The sequence below is a fragment of the Streptomyces tendae genome (assembly GCF_008632955.1).
Taxonomy (GTDB): Bacteria; Actinomycetota; Actinomycetes; order Streptomycetales; family Streptomycetaceae; genus Streptomyces.
Genome location: NZ_CP043959.1, coordinates 1210938 through 1227122, shown reverse-complemented (window position 1 = coordinate 1227122; position 16185 = coordinate 1210938). Strand labels below are relative to the sequence as shown.

The window sequence follows — 16185 nt, the reverse complement described above, 5'->3', positions numbered from 1 at the left end:
ACGCGGGCGGGCCGCACCCCTTCACGGGGGTGCGGCCCGCCCGTTTCCCGGCACATATCCTTGGCCTCATGTACTTCACGGACCGTGGCATCGAGGAACTGGAGAAGCGGCGCGGGGAGGAGGAGGTCACCTTCGAGTGGCTCGCGGAGCAGCTGCGGACCTTCGTCGACCTCAACCCCGACTTCGAGGTCCCGGTGGAACGCCTCGCCACCTGGCTGGCCCGCCTGGACGACGAGGACGAGGAGTAGTCCGCCCCCCCGCGCCCACCCGCCCTGTCCCGGCGCCCTCATCTCCGCCGGCGAACGCTCACCACAACCCCATACCTCACCTCCCAAGGCACCGTTCACCAGAACGAGTGCCTTGACTTTCTCCTGCCGCGATATATCGTGAGTCGAGTAATACGCGATATGGCGCGATGCCTCGCGCCCCGGGTATCCACCCGCGATCAGGAGGTCGTCCCATGCCCGAGTGGTCCGTCGCAGACCCGGCCAAACTCACCTTCGACGCCCCCCTGACCCACCTCAACGTCCGCATCGTCAACGGCACGGTGAACGTGGTGGGGACGGACGAGACCGAGGCCCGCCTCCATGTCTCCGACATCGAGGGCCCGCCCCTGGTCGTCACGCAGAAGGACGGCGTCCTGACCGTCGCCTACGACGACCTCCCCTGGAAGGGCTTCCTCAAGTGGCTCGACCGCAAGGGCTGGCGGCGCAGCGCCGTCGTCTCCCTCGCGGTCCCGGCCGGCACCAAGGTCGAGGTGGGGGTCGTCGGCGCCACCGCCGTCGTCTCCGGCATCCGGGGCCCTGCCGCGGTGAAGGGCGTCGCGGGCGACACCACCCTCGTCGCCCTCTCCGGCCCGGTCCGCGCGGACACCGTCTCCGGCAGCGTGGAGGCGCAGTCCGTCACCGGCGACCTCCACTTCGCCTCCGTCTCCGGCGACCTCACCGTCGTCGAGGGCTCCGGCCCCTCCGTCCGGGCGGACACGGTCAGCGGCTCGATGATCGTGGACCTCGACCCCGAGGGCCCCACCGACATCCGGCTGACCAGCGTCTCGGGCGAGATAGCGGTCCGGCTGCCCGACCCGGCCGACGCCGACGTCGAGGCCAACACCGCGAGCGGCGCCATCTCCAACGCCTTCGACGACCTCCGGGTGCAGGGCATCTGGGGCGCCCACAAGCTCACCGGCCGGCTGGGCGCGGGCAGCGGGAAGCTGCGGGCCACCACCGTCTCCGGCTCCATCGCCCTGCTGCGCCGCCCACCCCGGGAGGACGAGCCCGACCGGCGGGACGGCTCGGGAGACAATGCCGGTACGACCGACAAGAAGGTGCTCTGACATGCCCCCCGTCTTCGCCCACGGACGCCTCCGCCTGTATCTGCTGAAGCTGCTCGACGAGGCTCCCCGCCACGGCTACGAGGTGATACGCCTCCTCGAGGAGCGCTTCCAGGGGCTGTACGCACCGTCGGCGGGCACGGTCTACCCCCGCCTGGCCAAGCTGGAGGCGGAGGGGCTGGTCACCCACACCACCGAGGGCGGCCGCAAGGTGTACTCGATCACCGACGCGGGCCGGGCCGAACTGGCCGACCGCAGCGGCGAGCTGGCCGACCTGGAACTGGAGATCCGCGAGTCGGTCGCCGAGCTGGCCGCGGAGATCAAGGCCGACGTCAGCGGCGCGGCGGGCGATCTGCGCCGCGAGATGCGGGCCGCGGCCGGCCGGGCCCGCCAGTCCCGGGGCGGGGACGCCCCGGGCGGCAAGGAGGGCGTGGCCGGCGACTTCGGCGACTTCTCGATGTTCGGCGACAAGGACGCCTGGCGCGCCGCGAAGGAGGAGATGCGCCGCGCCAAGCAGGAGTGGAAGGAGCAGGCCCGGCGCGCCAAGGACGAGAGCCGGCGCTCCCGTGAGGAGGCCCAGCGTGCCCGGCGTCAGGCCAAGGAGGCGCAGGACAAGGCGCAGGAGCAGGTGCAGCGCATCGTCCGGCAGGTGCAGGAGCAGGTGCAGGACCACGTCACCCGTGGCGACTGGCCGTCCGGTCTGCGCGAGGGCCTGGGCGATCTGGTCAAGGAGATGAGCGACTTCGGCAAGGACTTCGCCTTCGGCCGCACGGCCGCGGGCGAACCGGCGGCCTCCCGGCCGTCGTACTCCTCGACTCCCGAGGACTTCCCCGCCGACTACGCCCCCGCCTGGGGGCACGAGAGCGCCGCGGACTCCACCGGCGACCCGGCGCGCGACCTGGAGCGGCTGCTGGACCGCTTCCGGGACGACGTCCGGGACGCCGCCCGGGACCACGGGGTCACCGCGGACCAGCTCCGGGACGCCCGCCGCCATCTGTCGACGGCGGCCACCCGGATCGGGGCGCTGCTGCGCGCGCCGAAGCCCTGAGCCCGCGTCAGCCCGCCTTGGCCTCGCCGTCGCCGTACAGCACCCGGGTCACCGACGCGTAGGTCACCCCGTGGTCGGCCAGGACCTCGGCGGGCACGCCGGGGCGCGCGGTGAGGGCGAGCAGCAGGTGCTCGTCGCCGATGTGCCGGTGCCGCCGGGCGGTGGCGGTACGCAGCGCCCCGACGAGGACGTCCATGGCCGCCCGGTCGAAGGGCCGGTGCCCGGGCCACCGGCCACGGACCCGGCTCCCGGACAGTGCTCCGGGTCCGTGGGCCTCCTCCACCCGGGCGACGATCCCCGGTACGTCGATGCCCAGTCCGGCGAGGGCGTCGGTCTCGGCCTGGGTGAGTCCGCCCCGCCGCCGCGCCTCCTCCAGCGCCTCCCGTACGGCCTCGCGGCGCTCGCCGAGTCCGAGGGCGGTCAGAGCGAAGGAGGCCCGGCTGCCTTCACGGTCGAGCAGGGCGAGGAGCAGGTGCTCGGTGCCGACGTGTCCAGCTCCCGCCCGTTCCGCCTGGACGACGGCCCCTTTGACCACGTCGCGGGCGTCCTTGGTGAACCGCTCGAACATCAATGCCTCCCGTACTTCTTGTGCACGGCCTGCCTGCTGACCCCGAGTTCGGTCGCGATCTCCTGCCACGACCAGCCGTGGTTGCGCGCGTTGCGTACCTGCACGGTTTCCAGTTGTTCGAGCAGCCTGCGCAGCGCGGCGACGGCCCGCAGGCCGACCCGCGGGTCGCGGTCACCGGCCCGCTCGGCGAGATCGGTTGCCTCAGTCATGACGTCAACTTACGTTGACACACCGATGATGTCAACCACAGTTGACATACCGACGGCCGGCCCGGGGACACCGGACCGGCCGTAGGACGAGAGCAGGGGAAGGCTCCGCCTCAGTGGTTGGTGAGCACGATCTTGCCGAACAGCTCGCCGGACGCCATGCGTTCGAAGCCCTCGCGGGCCCGGTCCAGGGGCAGCGCCTCGTCGATGACGGGCCGCACCCCGGTGGCGGCGCAGAAGGACAGCAGGTCCTCCAGCTCGTCCTTGGTGCCCATCGTCGACCCCACGATCCTCAGTTCCAGGAAGAAGACCCGGGTCAGCTCGGCGTGCGAGGGCCGGTCACCGCTGGTGGCGCCGGAGATCACCAGCGTCCCGCCGGGGCGCAGCGACTTCACCGAGTGCGACCAGGTGGCCGCGCCCACGGTCTCGATCACCGCGTCGACCCGCTGCGGCAGCCGCGCACCGGGTTCCACGGCCTCCACGGCGCCCAGCTCCAGCGCCCGCTTGCGCTTGGCCTCGTCCCGGCTGGTGGCGAAGACGCGCAGGCCCGCCGCCTTGCCCAGCACGATCGCGGCGGTGGCGACACCGCCGCCGGCGCCCTGTACCAGCACCGAGTCGCCGGGCCGTACCCCGGCGTTGGTGAACAGCATGCGGTAGGCCGTCAGCCAGGCCGTGGGCAGGCAGGCCGCCTCCTCGAAGGAGAGCTCCTTGGGCTTGGGCAGGATGTTCCAGGTGGGCACGGCGACCTGTTCGGCGAAGGTGCCCTGGTAGCGCTCGGTCAGGATGGAGCGGGGCTCCCGGGGCCCCACGCCGTGACCGCTCTGTCCGATCACCGAGTGCAGGACGACCTCGTTGCCGTCCTCGTCGACACCGGCTGCGTCGCAGCCGAGGATCATCGGCAGCTTGTCCTCCGCGAGGCCGACGCCGCGCAGGGACCAGAGGTCGTGGTGGTTGAGGGAGGCGGCCTTGACCGTGACGGTGCTCCAGCCCGGCCGGGACTCGGGAGCGGGACGCTCTCCCGACTCCAGACCCGTGAGCGGCTGGTCGCGGTCGATTCGGGCGGCGTAGACAGCGAACATGACCTTGACGATAGGGTCCGCGCCCCGCCGAAGGAACCGTGCCGGCCTGTGACACACGCCCTCTTGCCCCGGGCAGGGTCACGTTGCCCCGGACCGGGTCACGCGTACCGACACCCCCGGAAAACGCGTGGGCCCCGTCCACAGGCGTGGCGGGGCCCCTCTCACATACGCTCAGCGCCGGGCGACGCCCTCCGCCCGGGCGGCGGCGGCCACGGCGGCCGTCACCGCGGGGGCGACCCGCTCGTCGAACGGGGACGGGATGACGTAGTCGGCGGCGAGGTCGTCACCGACGACCGCGGCCAGCGCCTCGGCGGCGGCCAGCTTCATGCCCTCGGTGATCCGCGAGGCCCGCACCTGCAGCGCGCCCGCGAAGATGCCGGGAAACGCCAGCACGTTGTTGATCTGGTTCGGGAAGTCCGACCGGCCGGTGGCCACGACGGCCGCGTACTTGTGCGCGACCTCCGGGTGCACCTCCGGGTTCGGGTTGGCCATGGCGAAGACGAACGCGCCCTCCGCCATCGACGCCACCGCGGGCTCCGGCACCGTGCCGCCGGAGACGCCGATGAACACGTCGGCGCCCGCCAGCGCGGACTCCAGCGGGCCGGAGATGCCGGCCTTGTTGGTGAACGACGCCAGCTCCGCCTTGATCGGCGTGAGGTCCTCGCGGTCCCGGGAGACGACGCCCTTGCGGTCGGCCACCGCCACGTCGCCGATGCCGGCCTCGACCAGCATCTTGGCGATGGCGACACCCGCCGCGCCCGCGCCGGAGATCACCGCCCGCAGCTCGCCCAGCGGACGCCCGCTCAGCCGCGCCGCGTTGCGCAGCGCCGCGAGCGTCACGACGGCCGTGCCGTGCTGGTCGTCGTGGAAGACGGGGATGTCCAGGCGCTCCTGGAGCCGCCGCTCGATCTCGAAGCACCGGGGGGCCGAGATGTCCTCGAGGTTCACGCCGCCGAAGGACGGGGCGAGCCGGACCACGGTCTCGACGATCTCGTCGACGTCCGTGCAGTTCAGCGCGAGCGGGACCGCGTCGACGCCACCGAACTGCTTGAAGAGGATGGCCTTGCCCTCCATCACCGGGAGGGAGGCCTCGGGCCCGATGTCGCCGAGCCCCAGCACGGCCGTACCGTCCGTCACGACGGCGACGACCGACGACTTCCATGTGTAGTCGTGGACGAGTTCCGGCTGCTCGGCGATCGCGCTGCACACCTTCGCGACGCCGGGCGTGTACGCCAGGGACAGATCGTCCTTGTCACGGACGGGCACGGTGGCCTGCACGGCCATCTTGCCTCCGCGGTGCAGCGCGAACGCCGGGTCGAAGGACTCCAGGGGCTCGGCCGCCCCTCCGCCCTGCTCGGAAGCATCCCGGTTCTCGCTGTCGCTGCGAGGATTCACAATCTCCGCTGCCACTTGGTTTTACCCCTTAAGTGTTCATTGTTTGAGGGTTGCCACTCCTGGTGAGGGGTGGGCGGGACCGCGCAAGGCCCGGAGGGATGATGCGTACGGGCCGAACACGACGGGCGCGCCGCACACGCGCCCTTGAGCCCCGGATGAGGGGTGTAAAGAACCTTCTTACCGGACGGACGCCGTCGGCGACGAGTCCATAACGCGAAGGTCACATGCCGACACCGCGAATCTTCGTCCGATATCAGGACAAGACCTGGACGAACTCCCAGCAAGCCCGCAAGTGCCCCATCATCTCGGCGGGTCGCTCGCGCAACCGGGATGTCGGAGAAGATCTTGCGGCCGGAATGGAGGATTCCCGAAGAGTCTCCGGTCGCGATGTACCCAAGTGGTCGGGTTCGGGGACCCGCCGTTATCCGATTTTGACATCACAGGCCCCCTGAACGGTCCAATCCGAATGGCAAGATGCGGTAATCACACGAGGTCGCGGCACTCGAAGGTGTGTGCCCCCGTCGACCCCGAGGCGATGCCGACAGGCAGTCGCCGGCCCATCGGCACTCCACCCATCCGCCGGAGGAACCCACCATGACCGCAAGCACCACCCGTCGTACCACCGCCGCGCGCTCACGGATTGCAGCGGTCGGCGCGATCGCGGTCGCAGGCGCACTGCTTCTCACCGGCTGCGGTGACCAGACCGACGACAGCGGCAGCAGTGGCAAGGACAAGGACTCGGGCAAGACCAGCTCGGCCCCGCTGTTCGACAAGCTGCCCAAGAAGATCCAGGACGCGGGCGTCCTGAAGGCCGGCACCAACGCCGAGTACGCCCCGATGGAGTTCCAGGAGGGCGGCAAGATCGTCGGCGTCGACCCGGACATCGCCGCCGCGCTGGGCGAGAAGCTCGGTGTCAAGGTGGAGTTCACCTCGGGCTCCTTCGACGGTCTCATCACCTCCCTGAACTCGGGCCGCTACGACATCGCGATGTCGTCCATCACGGACAACAAGCAGCGTCAGGAGGGCCTGGACGACAAGGGCAAGAAGCTCGGCCCGGGTGTCGACTTCGTCGACTACTTCGTCGCCGGCACCGCCGTGTACGTCCAGAAGGGCAACCCCAAGGGGATCAACTCCATCGAGGACCTCTGCGGGCAGCCGGCCGCCGTGCAGCGCGGCACCACGTACGAGAAGGCGCTGCAGGACCAGTCCAAGAAGTGCACGGACGCCGGCAAGAAGGCGGTCAAGATCCAGTCGTTCGAGAACGACACCGAGGCGCAGACCCGTGTGAAGTCGGGCGGCGCGGTGGCGGGCGTCAACGACTACCCGGTCGCGGTCGACCTGGTCCGCAAGGCGGACAACGGCAAGGCGTTCGAGATCGTCGGCGAGCAGGTGGACGCCGGTCCGTTCGGCATCGCGGTCAACAAGGACAACAAGGAGCTCACCGCGGCTCTGGAGGCCGCCGTCAACGCGATCATCGAGGACGGCACCTACACGAAGATCCTCGAGAAGTGGGGCGCCGAGACCGGCGCCGTCGACAAGGCCGTGGTCAACGGCGGCAAGTGACGCGCTCGGGCACGTACTGAAGGGCAGTCACAGTGAGCGACAAATTCGACAAGGAGACGGCCGACGCCCGACCGGCGGCCGTCGTCTCCAAGGACGACGGGGCCCCCGTGCCACCCGCGGTGATCAAGGCCATCCCGGTCCGCCACTACGGCCGGTGGGTCAGCGCCGCGGTGGTGCTGGCCCTGGTGGCCCTCCTCGTCAACGCCTTCGCCACCGCCGAGAAGATCCAGTGGCAGGCCGTCGGCGACTACGTCTTCGACGGCACCGTCCTGGCCGGCGCCGGCCGTACCCTGCTGATCAGCATCCTGGCGATGGTCATGGGTGTGGTCCTCGGTGTGATCCTCGCCGTGATGCGGCTGTCGAAGAACCCGGTGACCAGCTGGGTGGCGTGGGTCTACATCTGGTTCTTCCGCGGCACGCCGGTGTACGTGCAGCTCCTGCTGTGGTTCAACCTGGCGCTGATCTTCCCGATGCTCAACCTCGGCCCGTTCTACAAGGACGAGATGGTCGACGTCATGACGCCGTTCATGGCGGCCCTGCTGGGCCTCGGCCTCAACGAGGCGGCGTACATGGCGGAGATCTGCCGCGCCGGCCTGCAGTCCGTCGACGAGGGCCAGACCGAGGCGTCGCACGCGCTGGGCATGAGCCACGCCAAGACGCTGCGGCGCATCGTGATCCCGCAGGCGATGCGGGTGATCGTGCCGCCGACCGGCAACGAGTTCATCAACATGCTGAAGACCTCGTCGCTGGTGTACGCGGTGACGTACAACGAACTGCTGCGCGCCACCTCGACGATCGGCTCCACGTCGTACGCCGTGATGGAGATGCTGTTCGTGGCGTGCATCTGGTACCTGGTCATCACCAGCGTGTTCAGCGTCGGCCAGTACTACCTGGAGCGCCGCTTCGCGCGCGGCTCGTCCCGGAACCTGCCCGCGACTCCGTGGCAGAAAGTCAAGGTCAACCTGACGGCCTTCAGCCGCGAGAGGAGCAGCACGGTATGACGGCCATGGTGAAGGCCGAGGGCGTCCACAAGTCCTTCGGCGGGGTGCAGGTCCTCAAGGGCATCGACCTGGAGGTGAAGACCGGCGAGGTGTTCTGCCTCATCGGCCCCTCCGGCTCGGGCAAGTCGACCTTCCTGCGGTGCATCAACCACCTGGAGAAGATCAACGCCGGCCGGCTGTACGTCGACGGCGAGCTGGTGGGTTACCGCCAGAAGGGTGACAAGCTCTACGAGCTGAAGGACAGCGAGGTCGCCCAGCAGCGCCGGGACATCGGCATGGTCTTCCAGCGCTTCAACCTGTTCCCGCACATGACGGCCGTCGAGAACGTCATGGAGGCGCCGGTCCAGGTCAAGGGCGTCAACCGGGCGAGCGCACGGCAGCGGGCGCTCGAACTGCTGGAGCGGGTGGGCCTGGCCGACAAGGCCGGCAGCTACCCCTCACAGCTCTCCGGCGGCCAGCAGCAGCGGGTGGCGATCGCGCGGGCGCTCGCCATGGACCCGAAACTGATGCTGTTCGACGAGCCGACCTCGGCGCTCGACCCGGAGCTGGTCGGTGACGTCCTCGACGTCATGCGCGACCTGGCCGAGTCGGGCATGACGATGATCGTCGTCACGCACGAGATGGGCTTCGCCCGCGAGGTGGGCGACAGCCTGGTTTTCATGGACGGCGGTGTGGTGGTCGAGTCCGGCCACCCCCGGGACGTGCTGACCGACCCGCAGCACGAGCGCACCAAGTCGTTCCTGTCCAAGGTGCTCTGACCTCGGCACCGGCGCACGGCGAAGGGGCGGTACGGGACTCCCGTACCGCCCCTTCCGTCCGTGCTACTTCAGGGCCAGCAGCAGGGTGTCCGACGGGGAGCACCACACCGGGCGGGCCTCCGCGAAGCCCGCCTCGCGCAGTACGCGCGCGTGCCACGCCGGGGACGGCATGTCGCCGTCGGCGTGCTCCCCGTAGATCTCGAAGCGGCGGGCCGTCGGTCCGGCGAGGACAGGGTCCTTCGCGGCGAGCTGCCACCACTCGGCCCAGTCGAGGGCGCCCTCGGACCTGGCCTGATCCATGCGGGCGTGGCGCTGCGCGCGCTCGGCCGCGTTGATCCGGGGCGTGGTCTCGTCGATCATGTGGTCGGCGTTCATGAAGACACCGCCGTCGCGGACCAGGCCCGCGATGTGTCCGTAGAGGTCCGCGAGGGGTTCCCGGTGCAGCCAGTGCAGGGCCGTCGCGGTCAGTACGGCGTCGTAGGAGCCGTGCGGCAGCTGCTTCGCCCAGCCGGGGTCCTTCAGGTCGGCGGTGACGAAGGTGACCCGCTCGTCGCCGGCGAACGTGCCCTCGGCGACGGCGAGCAGCGCCGGGTCCAGGTCGACGCCGGTGCTGACGGCGTCGGGGAACCGGTCGAGCAGCCGGGCGGTGATGCTGCCGGTGCCGCAGGCCAGGTCCAGGACGCGCGGCGCGGTGCCGACGAGGGCCTCGACCATGTCGAGCATGACCCGGAAGCGTTCCTCCCGGTCGGGCATGTACCACTCCTGCTGCCGGTCCCAGCTCTCCTGCCAGGCCTGCCAGTCGGTGCCGGCCGTGGTGGTGTGCGGGTCCGTCATCGAGCCCCTCCCTCGCAGCGCTACGTAATACCCTGGACACACGATCGTCTGTTACCCGACCGCACGCACGACCATAGAGCCCCTGCGTAAGGACTACAAGTGGAACTGGCCTATTACTCGGATTACGCCGTACGTCTTGTGAACACCGAGGAACCGGCCCGGGGCACGGACGCGCTGACCTCGGTCGAGGCCGTCCGCGACCTGTTCGGCGGCAACCAGTCGGCCGCCCGGCGGGCCACCGACGCCGACGTGACGCGGTTCCGCTCGGTCCGGGCCAGGCTCCGCTCGGTCTTCGAGGCGGCGGACGGCGGCGACGAGACCCTCGCGGTGGACCTGCTGAACTCGCTGCTGCTGGAGTTCCCGGTGAGCCCGCAGATCTCCGGCCACGACTTCCGTGACGACGACGGCCGCCCGCTGTGGCACATGCACCTGGCCGACCACCCGTCCAACGCGACCGCGGGCTACGCCGCGACCGCCGCGATGGGCCTGGCCTTCCACCTCACCGAGTACGGCGTGGACCGCCTGGGCCTGTGCGAGGCCGCGCCCTGCCGCAACGCCTATCTGGACACCTCGACCAACCGCTCCCGGCGCTACTGCTCGGACCGCTGCGCCACCCGTGCCAACGTGGCCGCCTACCGGGCCCGCAAGCGTTTGGAGGCGGAGCGTCCGGAGAGCACCGGCCGCGCCGCGGTGAGCGCCCAGCCCACCGCGGCCAGCGGCGAGCGCCGGCCGGAGCCGCGCGGGCGGTAGCGGAAGCGGACCCGGCCCAGCACCAGTTCGTCGGGCACGACGCCGTAGTCGGTGCTGTCGCCGCCCGCGTACGCGTTGTCCCCGAGCACCCACCAGCCGCCCTCGCGCCGCTCGGCCGCCCGCTTGACGACCAGCAGGTCCTGCTGGAACGGGTGGCGCAGCACGACCACGTCGCCGCGTTTCACCCGCGCCCCGTAGTGCACAAGGAGCCGGTCCCCGTGGCGCAGCGTGGGCACCATCGACGGACCGGTCACCTCGGCCACCCCGAAGGGCAGCGGCGCCCTCACCCGCTCGGCGTCCTGCGACAGCTCCGGCATCTCCCGGCACCTCCCCGGTTCTTCCTCCACCAGTCTCAGTCTGACCCCCGACTTTTGTCCTAAGCCCCCGGGGGCACTCGCGAAAAGCCGTCCGTCACGGAGTAATGTCCCCTGTGAGAAGACGATCACGAGGAAGGAACGCTTCATGCTTTCCCGCCTGTTTGCCCCCAGGGTCAAGGTCAGCGCGCACTGCGACCTGCCCTGCGGTGTGTACGACCCCGCCCAGGCCCGCATCGAGGCGGAGTCGGTCAAGGCCGTTCAGGAGAAGATGGCCGGCAACGACGACCCGCACTTCCAGGCCCGCGCCACGGTCATCAAGGAGCAGCGCGCCGAGCTGGCGAAGCACCACGTCTCCGTGCTGTGGAGCGACTACTTCAAGCCGCCGCACTTCGAGAAGTACCCGGAGCTGCACCAGCTGGTCAACGACACCCTGAAGGCCCTCTCGGCCGCCAAGGCGTCGACGGACCCGGCCACCGGCCAGAAGGCGCTGGACTACATCGCCCAGATCGACAAGATCTTCTGGGAGACCAAGAAGGCCTGACCGGGCCCGACTGTTCCCGACGGCCGGCGGTCGGTGCACCATCGCAGGCCGTGGGCTCTTTCCGGAGGGGGCCCGCCGCAGTGTGCGGCGGGCCCCCTTCGGGCTTCCGGGCGGCGTCCGGACGTTTTCCCGGGACCGCCCGCGCGGGGCGTGGGATGCTGGGCGGATGGAGCTCGAGGACTTGGTCCGGCTGCGGCGGGCCCGGGACCGGATGGACCGGGAGTACGCCGAGCCGCTCGACGTCGCGGAGCTGGCGCGGACGGCCCTGATGTCCCCCGGCCACTTCCAGCGCAGCTTCCGCGCGGCGTACGGGCAGACGCCGTACGCCTATCTCATGACGCGGCGGATCGAGCGTGCCAAGGCGCTGCTGCGGCAGGGCGACCTCACGGTGACGGAGGTGTGCATGGCGGTCGGGTGCACCTCCCTCGGGTCGTTCAGCTCCCGGTTCACCGAGCTGGTCGGGGAGACGCCGAGTGCCTACCGGGCGCGCTCGCACGAGGAGAGCGCGGTCATCCCGCCGTGCGTGGCACGGATGTACACCCGCCCCCTGCGGGTCCGCAGGCGGGCCGATCCGAGCGGAACCTTCTAGCGTGGACGGCATGGACGGTATGGACAGGGCAACGGACGTGAGGCTCGCGCAGTGCTTCGTCGCGGTCGACGACCACGACAAGGCGCTGGCCTTCTACTGCGACGTCCTCGGGCTCGAGGTACGCAACGACGTGGGGTTCGAGGGGATGCGCTGGGTGACGGTCGCCTCGCCGGAGCGGCCGGACGTGGAGATCGTCCTGGAGCCGCCCGCCGCGAACCCCGACTCCTCCCCCGCCGACAAACAGGCGATGGCCGAACTGCTGGCCAAGGGCATGCTGCGCGGGGTCAACTTCACCACCACCGACTGCGACGCCCTCTTCGAGCGCGTACGGGCGTCCGGGGCCGATGTGCTGCAGGAGCCGGTGGACCAGCCGTACGGGGTGCGGGACTGCGCGTTCCGCGACCCGGCGGGGAACATGGTGCGCTTCCTGGAACGTCCCGCGGACTGAACGCCCGCCGCACCCCCGACGGCGGTGACTGCGGTGACTGCGGCGACGAGGCACAGGATCACCACGGGCGGGGCGCCGTACAGGGCCGAACGTCCCTGTACGGCACGGACTCGGCGTACGGGAGGGACGCCGGCCGGGCTGTCAGTCTCGCGGGCCGGAGGTCCGGGGCTCGCGCCACAGCGGGTACATGAGCGGTCCGTCCGGGAGCCTCAGGGGCTCGCCGACCGGTTCGAAGCCGAGGCGCCGGTAGAGCCGCGCGCTGCGCTCGCTGCTCGCCTCCAGGTACGCAGGGCGCCCCTCGCGGTCGCAGCGGTCGAGGACGGTGCCGATCAGCGCGGTGCCCAGTCCCTCGCCCTGCCGGCCGGGGGCCACGCCGATCATCCACAGATACTCGTGGGCCCGCCCCTGAGGGTGGATGCCCGCGGTGAGCCGGCCGATCAGCTCCACCCGCTCGTTGTCCGGGTCGACGGCCCGGCGCAGTTCCGCGAACTCGTCGCTGCCGTTCCCCTCGTCACCGTGGCCGGGGTCGTCCGCCGGTACGGACATCCACAGGGCGCACGCCGAGCCGTCCTCCGCGAGGTCGACGCGCCCCTCGGCGAGCGTGGCGTCGGTGAAGGCGGCCATCAGCCGGTGGTGCGTCGTACGGCGGTACTCCTCGCCGGGGAACACCCAGCTGCTGACCGGGTCGTCCTGGAACGCCTCGTCCAGCAGCCGGACCACCCGCTCCCGGTCGTCGCCGCCGGCCGTCCGGATCGCCACGCCCATGTCCGTCCCTTCGTCTCAACCATCGTTGCCCGTACGGGTGTTGAGCCTATCCAGGGCGGACGGAGGGAGGGAGGCGGGCCCCGCACACCGTGGGGAAGTGCGGGACCCGCCGGACCGGGACCACGCCGCCGTGCGGGTCAGGGCCGCCCGGCGGTGCGTGGTACCGGGGTCGGGGGGACGGCCGGGGCCGCCCCGTCAGGTGCTGCGCCGGGTCACGAACTCGGCCAGGGCCAGCAGCCCGCCCGCCGCCTCCGGGTCCGGCACCGCACGGGCCACCTCCTGCATCGCGCGGGCCATCCGGTCGGCCGCCTGGGTCTGCGCCCAGTCCCGGCCGCCGGCCAACTCCACCAGCCGGGTGAGGTGTTCGACGTCCTCCTCCCGGTGCGGGGCGGCGTACGCGGTGGCGAGCTCCGCGGCCTCCGGGGTGCCGGAGGTGAGGGCGGCGACGACCGGCAGCGACTTCTTGCGGGCGGCGAGGTCCGCCCCGGCCGGCTTGCCGGTGCGGCGCGGGTCGCCCCATATGCCGATCACGTCGTCGATCAGCTGGAACGCCAGTCCCGCCTCCCGGCCGAACGCGTCCATCGCCGCGACCTCCGCCTCGCCCGCGTCCGCGTACAGCGCGCCGACGGCGCAGGCGCAGCCGAGCAGGGCCCCGGTCTTCGCCTCGGCCATGGCGAGCGTCTCGGCGAGGGTGACCTCGTCGGGGGCACGCCGCTCCATGGCGGTGTCCACGTGCTGTCCCGCGCACAGTTCGACCACGCACTGGGCGAGCCGGGCCGCCGCGGCCGGGGCCGCCGGATGGGGGTCCTCGGCGAGCAGCCGCAGGGCGAGCGCCTGGAGGGCGTCCCCCACGAGGATCGCGTCGGCGTCCCCGAAGACCGTCCACACCGTGGGGCGGTGGCGGCGGGTGGTGTCCCGGTCCATCACGTCGTCGTGGACGAGCGTGAAGTTGTGGACCAGTTCCACCGCGGCCGCCGCCCGCAGGGCCGCCGTCCGGGCGGCGGGGCCGCCCAGCGCGGAGGCCGCGGCGAGCACCAGGGCGGGCCTGATCGCCTTCCCCGCGCCTCCGTCGGCCGGTGTGCCGTCCCCGTTCTGCCAGCCGAAGTGGTAGAGCGCGACCCGGCGCATCGGGGCGGGCAGTGAGCCGAGGGCGGTCCGCAGCACCGGATCGACCGCGGCCCTCGTCCGCTCCAGCAGGGTCGTCGCCTCGTGTCCGTCCGCGGGGTGGGGCTCCGGCGCGGTGGTGCTCTCCGGCGCGGTGCGGGCCGTGCGCTGCTCCGGCCGGCCCGCCTTCGGCTGGATCATCGACTCCGTCATCGGCTTCCCCCTGGGAGCGACTCGGTGGAGGAGCGGAGAGGTGGCGCTTCCGCCCCTGTCGAGCACGTTCCTCCGTGATGTACCCGCCCGGACGGGCGGGGACACGGCGCGGGCGACGGGAGCCGGCGGTCGGTCACCGCCACCGGCCGATCTCGACGTTCTCCAGGACGCCGAGCGCGTCCGGCACCAGGACGGCCGCCGAGTAGTAGGCCGTGACCAGGTACTTGATGATGGCCTGTTCGTTGATGCCCATGAACCGCACGGACAGACTCGGCTCGATCTCGTCGGGGATGCCGGCCGCCCGCAGACCGATGACGCCCTGGTCCTCCTCCCCGGTACGCAGCGCGATGATGGAGGTCGTACGGGCCTCGGTCACCGGGATCTTGTTGCACGGGTAGATCGGCACGCCCCGCCAGGTGGGGATGCGGTTGCCGCCCACGTCGATCGTCTCCGGGACGAGTCCCCGCTTGTTGAGCTCGCGGCCGAACGCGGCGATCGCGCGCGGGTGGGCGAGCAGCAGCTTGGTGCCCCGGCGCCTGCTGAGCAGTTCGTCCATGTCGTCGGGGCCCGGCACCCCGTCGTGCGGCTGGATGCGCTGGTCGTACTCGCAGTTGTGCAGCAGGCCGAAGTCGCGGTTGTTGACGAGCTCGTGCTCCTGGCGCTCCTTCAGGGCCTCGACGGTCAGCCGGATCTGCTGCTCCGTCTGGTTCATGGGCTGGTTGTAGAGGTCGGCCACGCGGGTGTGGATGCGCAGCACGGTCTGGGCGACGCTCAGTTCGTACTCGCGGGGCCGCGCCTCGTAGTCGACGAACGTGTGCGGGATGTCCGGCTCGCCGCTGTGGCCGGCCGCGAGGTCGATCTCCTTCTCGCCGTACTTGTTGGTGCGCTCGTCCGGGACGAGGCTCCGGCGCAGGTGCTCGCGCAGGGACTCCGACCGCTCGGCGACCTGCTCCACGGCCTCGCGCGGCAGCACCAGGACCGTGCAGGCGGTGAGGGTGCGGGCCGTGTACTCCCAGATGGCGTCCTCGCCCTGGAGCGCCTGCTCACCGAAGTAGGCACCGTCGGCCAGGACGCCGAGGGACTCGTCGTCGCCGTAGGGGCCGGTGCCGACGCGCTCCACCCGGCCGTGCGCCAGCAGGTACACCTCGTCGGCCGGGCTGCCGAAGGAGGCGATCACCTGGCCGGCCTCGATCTCGCGCTGCCGGCAGCGGGACGCCAGCTCGGACAGCACCTCCTCGTCCTCGTAGGACCGCAGGACCGGAAGCTCCCCCAGCTCCGCCGGGATGATCTCCACCCGGTCGCCCGTCTTCACGAACGTCAGCCGGCCGTCGCCCACGGCGTAGGTCAGCCGCCTGTTGACCCGGTACGTGCCGCCCTGCACATCGACCCAGGGCAGCATCCGCAGCAGCCAGCGGGAGCTGATCTCCTGCATCTGTGGCACGGACTTGGTCGTGGTGGCCAGGTTCCGCGCCGCTGCCGTACCGAGGCTCTGCTGCTGCCTGTCCTGCTCCGCGCGGACCTCTTCGCCTACCGACATAGGAAATTGCCCTCCCCAATAGATCTCCGCCCGGCCGCGCCGGGCGTCGCACTGCGTGATCAAGGGTTCCTCACCCAACGTGCCCGCGCCATTACACGAACGAGCGGGGTTGGATCTTGAGAGGGGTGGGCACACTCAG

At 71.2% G+C, this 16185-nt stretch carries 19 protein-coding genes; 10 read left to right on the top strand and 9 right to left on the bottom strand.

The window, feature by feature from the left end:
- The first annotated feature begins 68 nt into the window (after nt 1-68).
- From F3L20_RS05845 to F3L20_RS05835, 3 genes are all read left to right on the top strand, one after another.
- A complete protein-coding gene (locus tag F3L20_RS05845; protein ID WP_023586593.1) occupies nt 69-248 on the top strand; it encodes a DUF6104 family protein in 180 nt (59 codons plus the stop codon).
- Between the two features lie 212 nt (nt 249-460).
- Entirely contained in the window at nt 461-1333 is an 873-nt protein-coding gene (locus tag F3L20_RS05840) for a DUF4097 family beta strand repeat-containing protein (RefSeq protein ID WP_150152775.1), read from the top strand.
- A 1-nt stretch (nt 1334) separates the two neighbouring features.
- Nucleotides 1335-2378, top strand: coding sequence for a helix-turn-helix transcriptional regulator (locus F3L20_RS05835; RefSeq protein ID WP_150152773.1), 1044 nt, complete (start codon nt 1335-1337; stop codon nt 2376-2378).
- A 7-nt stretch (nt 2379-2385) separates the two neighbouring features.
- On the opposite strand, the gene F3L20_RS05830 is transcribed toward F3L20_RS05835, so the two are convergent.
- The 4 genes from F3L20_RS05830 to F3L20_RS05815 all read right to left on the bottom strand — a co-directional run bounded on the left by F3L20_RS05830 (nt 2386) and on the right by F3L20_RS05815 (nt 5641).
- Nucleotides 2386-2946 carry a Clp protease N-terminal domain-containing protein gene (locus tag F3L20_RS05830; RefSeq protein WP_150152771.1) on the bottom strand — a complete coding sequence of 187 codons (561 nt, stop codon included), beginning with the start codon at nt 2944-2946 and terminating at the stop codon, nt 2386-2388.
- Nucleotides 2946-3155, bottom strand: coding sequence for an HTH domain-containing protein (locus F3L20_RS05825; protein ID WP_145827309.1), 210 nt, complete (start codon nt 3153-3155; stop codon nt 2946-2948). Before F3L20_RS05825 ends, F3L20_RS05830 begins: the two co-directional genes overlap by 1 nt.
- Nucleotides 3156-3265: 110 nt before the next feature.
- Nucleotides 3266-4231 (bottom strand): zinc-binding dehydrogenase, encoded by a 966-nt coding sequence (locus tag F3L20_RS05820; RefSeq protein WP_150152769.1) that lies wholly within the window; start codon nt 4229-4231, stop codon nt 3266-3268.
- Nucleotides 4232-4402: 171 nt separating this feature from the next.
- Nucleotides 4403-5641: an NAD(P)-dependent malic enzyme gene (locus tag F3L20_RS05815; RefSeq protein ID WP_150152767.1), complete on the bottom strand. Its 1239-nt coding sequence runs from the start codon at nt 5639-5641 to the stop codon at nt 4403-4405.
- Between the two features lie 579 nt (nt 5642-6220).
- Here F3L20_RS05815 and F3L20_RS05805 point away from each other — a divergent pair.
- From F3L20_RS05805 to F3L20_RS05795, 3 genes are read left to right on the top strand one after another with little or no spacing between them, the layout of a single operon-like run.
- A complete protein-coding gene (locus tag F3L20_RS05805; RefSeq protein ID WP_150152765.1) occupies nt 6221-7189 on the top strand; it encodes an ABC transporter substrate-binding protein in 969 nt (322 codons plus the stop codon).
- 32 nt (nt 7190-7221) lie between these two features.
- A complete protein-coding gene (locus tag F3L20_RS05800) occupies nt 7222-8190 on the top strand; it encodes an amino acid ABC transporter permease (protein WP_150152763.1) in 969 nt (322 codons plus the stop codon).
- Nucleotides 8187-8948 carry an amino acid ABC transporter ATP-binding protein gene (locus tag F3L20_RS05795; RefSeq protein ID WP_145827304.1) on the top strand — a complete coding sequence of 254 codons (762 nt, stop codon included), beginning with the start codon at nt 8187-8189 and terminating at the stop codon, nt 8946-8948. Before F3L20_RS05800 ends, F3L20_RS05795 begins: the two co-directional genes overlap by 4 nt.
- 63 nt (nt 8949-9011) lie before the next feature.
- On the opposite strand, the gene F3L20_RS05790 is transcribed toward F3L20_RS05795, so the two are convergent.
- Nucleotides 9012-9782: a class I SAM-dependent methyltransferase gene (locus F3L20_RS05790; RefSeq protein WP_150152761.1), complete on the bottom strand. Its 771-nt coding sequence runs from the start codon at nt 9780-9782 to the stop codon at nt 9012-9014.
- A gap of 99 nt (nt 9783-9881) precedes the next feature.
- Here F3L20_RS05790 and F3L20_RS05785 point away from each other — a divergent pair, with 99 nt between their 5' ends.
- Nucleotides 9882-10532 carry a CGNR zinc finger domain-containing protein gene (locus F3L20_RS05785; RefSeq protein WP_145827302.1) on the top strand — a complete coding sequence of 217 codons (651 nt, stop codon included), beginning with the start codon at nt 9882-9884 and terminating at the stop codon, nt 10530-10532.
- Here F3L20_RS05785 and sodX read toward each other — a convergent pair.
- A complete protein-coding gene (sodX, locus tag F3L20_RS05780) occupies nt 10415-10849 on the bottom strand; it encodes a nickel-type superoxide dismutase maturation protease (RefSeq protein WP_150152759.1) in 435 nt (144 codons plus the stop codon). The two genes, F3L20_RS05785 and sodX, sit on opposite strands and share 118 nt — an antisense overlap.
- Nucleotides 10850-10994: 145 nt before the next feature.
- On the opposite strand from sodX, the gene sodN reads away from it, so the two are divergent.
- The 3 genes from sodN to F3L20_RS05765 all read left to right on the top strand — a co-directional run bounded on the left by sodN (nt 10995) and on the right by F3L20_RS05765 (nt 12427).
- Nucleotides 10995-11390 (top strand): superoxide dismutase, Ni, encoded by a 396-nt coding sequence (sodN, locus tag F3L20_RS05775; RefSeq protein WP_006136256.1) that lies wholly within the window; start codon nt 10995-10997, stop codon nt 11388-11390.
- 166 nt (nt 11391-11556) lie between these two features.
- Entirely contained in the window at nt 11557-11979 is a 423-nt protein-coding gene (locus F3L20_RS05770) for a helix-turn-helix domain-containing protein (protein ID WP_024884434.1), read from the top strand.
- 19 nt (nt 11980-11998) lie between these two features.
- Nucleotides 11999-12427 (top strand): VOC family protein, encoded by a 429-nt coding sequence (locus F3L20_RS05765; RefSeq protein ID WP_145827462.1) that lies wholly within the window; start codon nt 11999-12001, stop codon nt 12425-12427.
- Nucleotides 12428-12568: 141 nt separating this feature from the next.
- Here the strand turns inward: F3L20_RS05765 and F3L20_RS05760 are convergent, their stop codons facing one another.
- From F3L20_RS05760 to F3L20_RS05750, 3 genes are all read right to left on the bottom strand, one after another.
- Entirely contained in the window at nt 12569-13192 is a 624-nt protein-coding gene (locus F3L20_RS05760) for a GNAT family N-acetyltransferase (protein ID WP_150152757.1), read from the bottom strand.
- A 195-nt stretch (nt 13193-13387) separates the two neighbouring features.
- On the bottom strand, nt 13388-14509 hold the full coding sequence (locus F3L20_RS05755; protein ID WP_150152755.1) for a family 2 encapsulin nanocompartment cargo protein polyprenyl transferase: 1122 nt from the start codon (nt 14507-14509) through the stop codon (nt 13388-13390).
- Between the two features lie 133 nt (nt 14510-14642).
- Nucleotides 14643-16046 (bottom strand): family 2B encapsulin nanocompartment shell protein, encoded by a 1404-nt coding sequence (locus tag F3L20_RS05750; RefSeq protein WP_150152753.1) that lies wholly within the window; start codon nt 16044-16046, stop codon nt 14643-14645.
- Nucleotides 16047-16185: the final 139 nt, after the last annotated feature.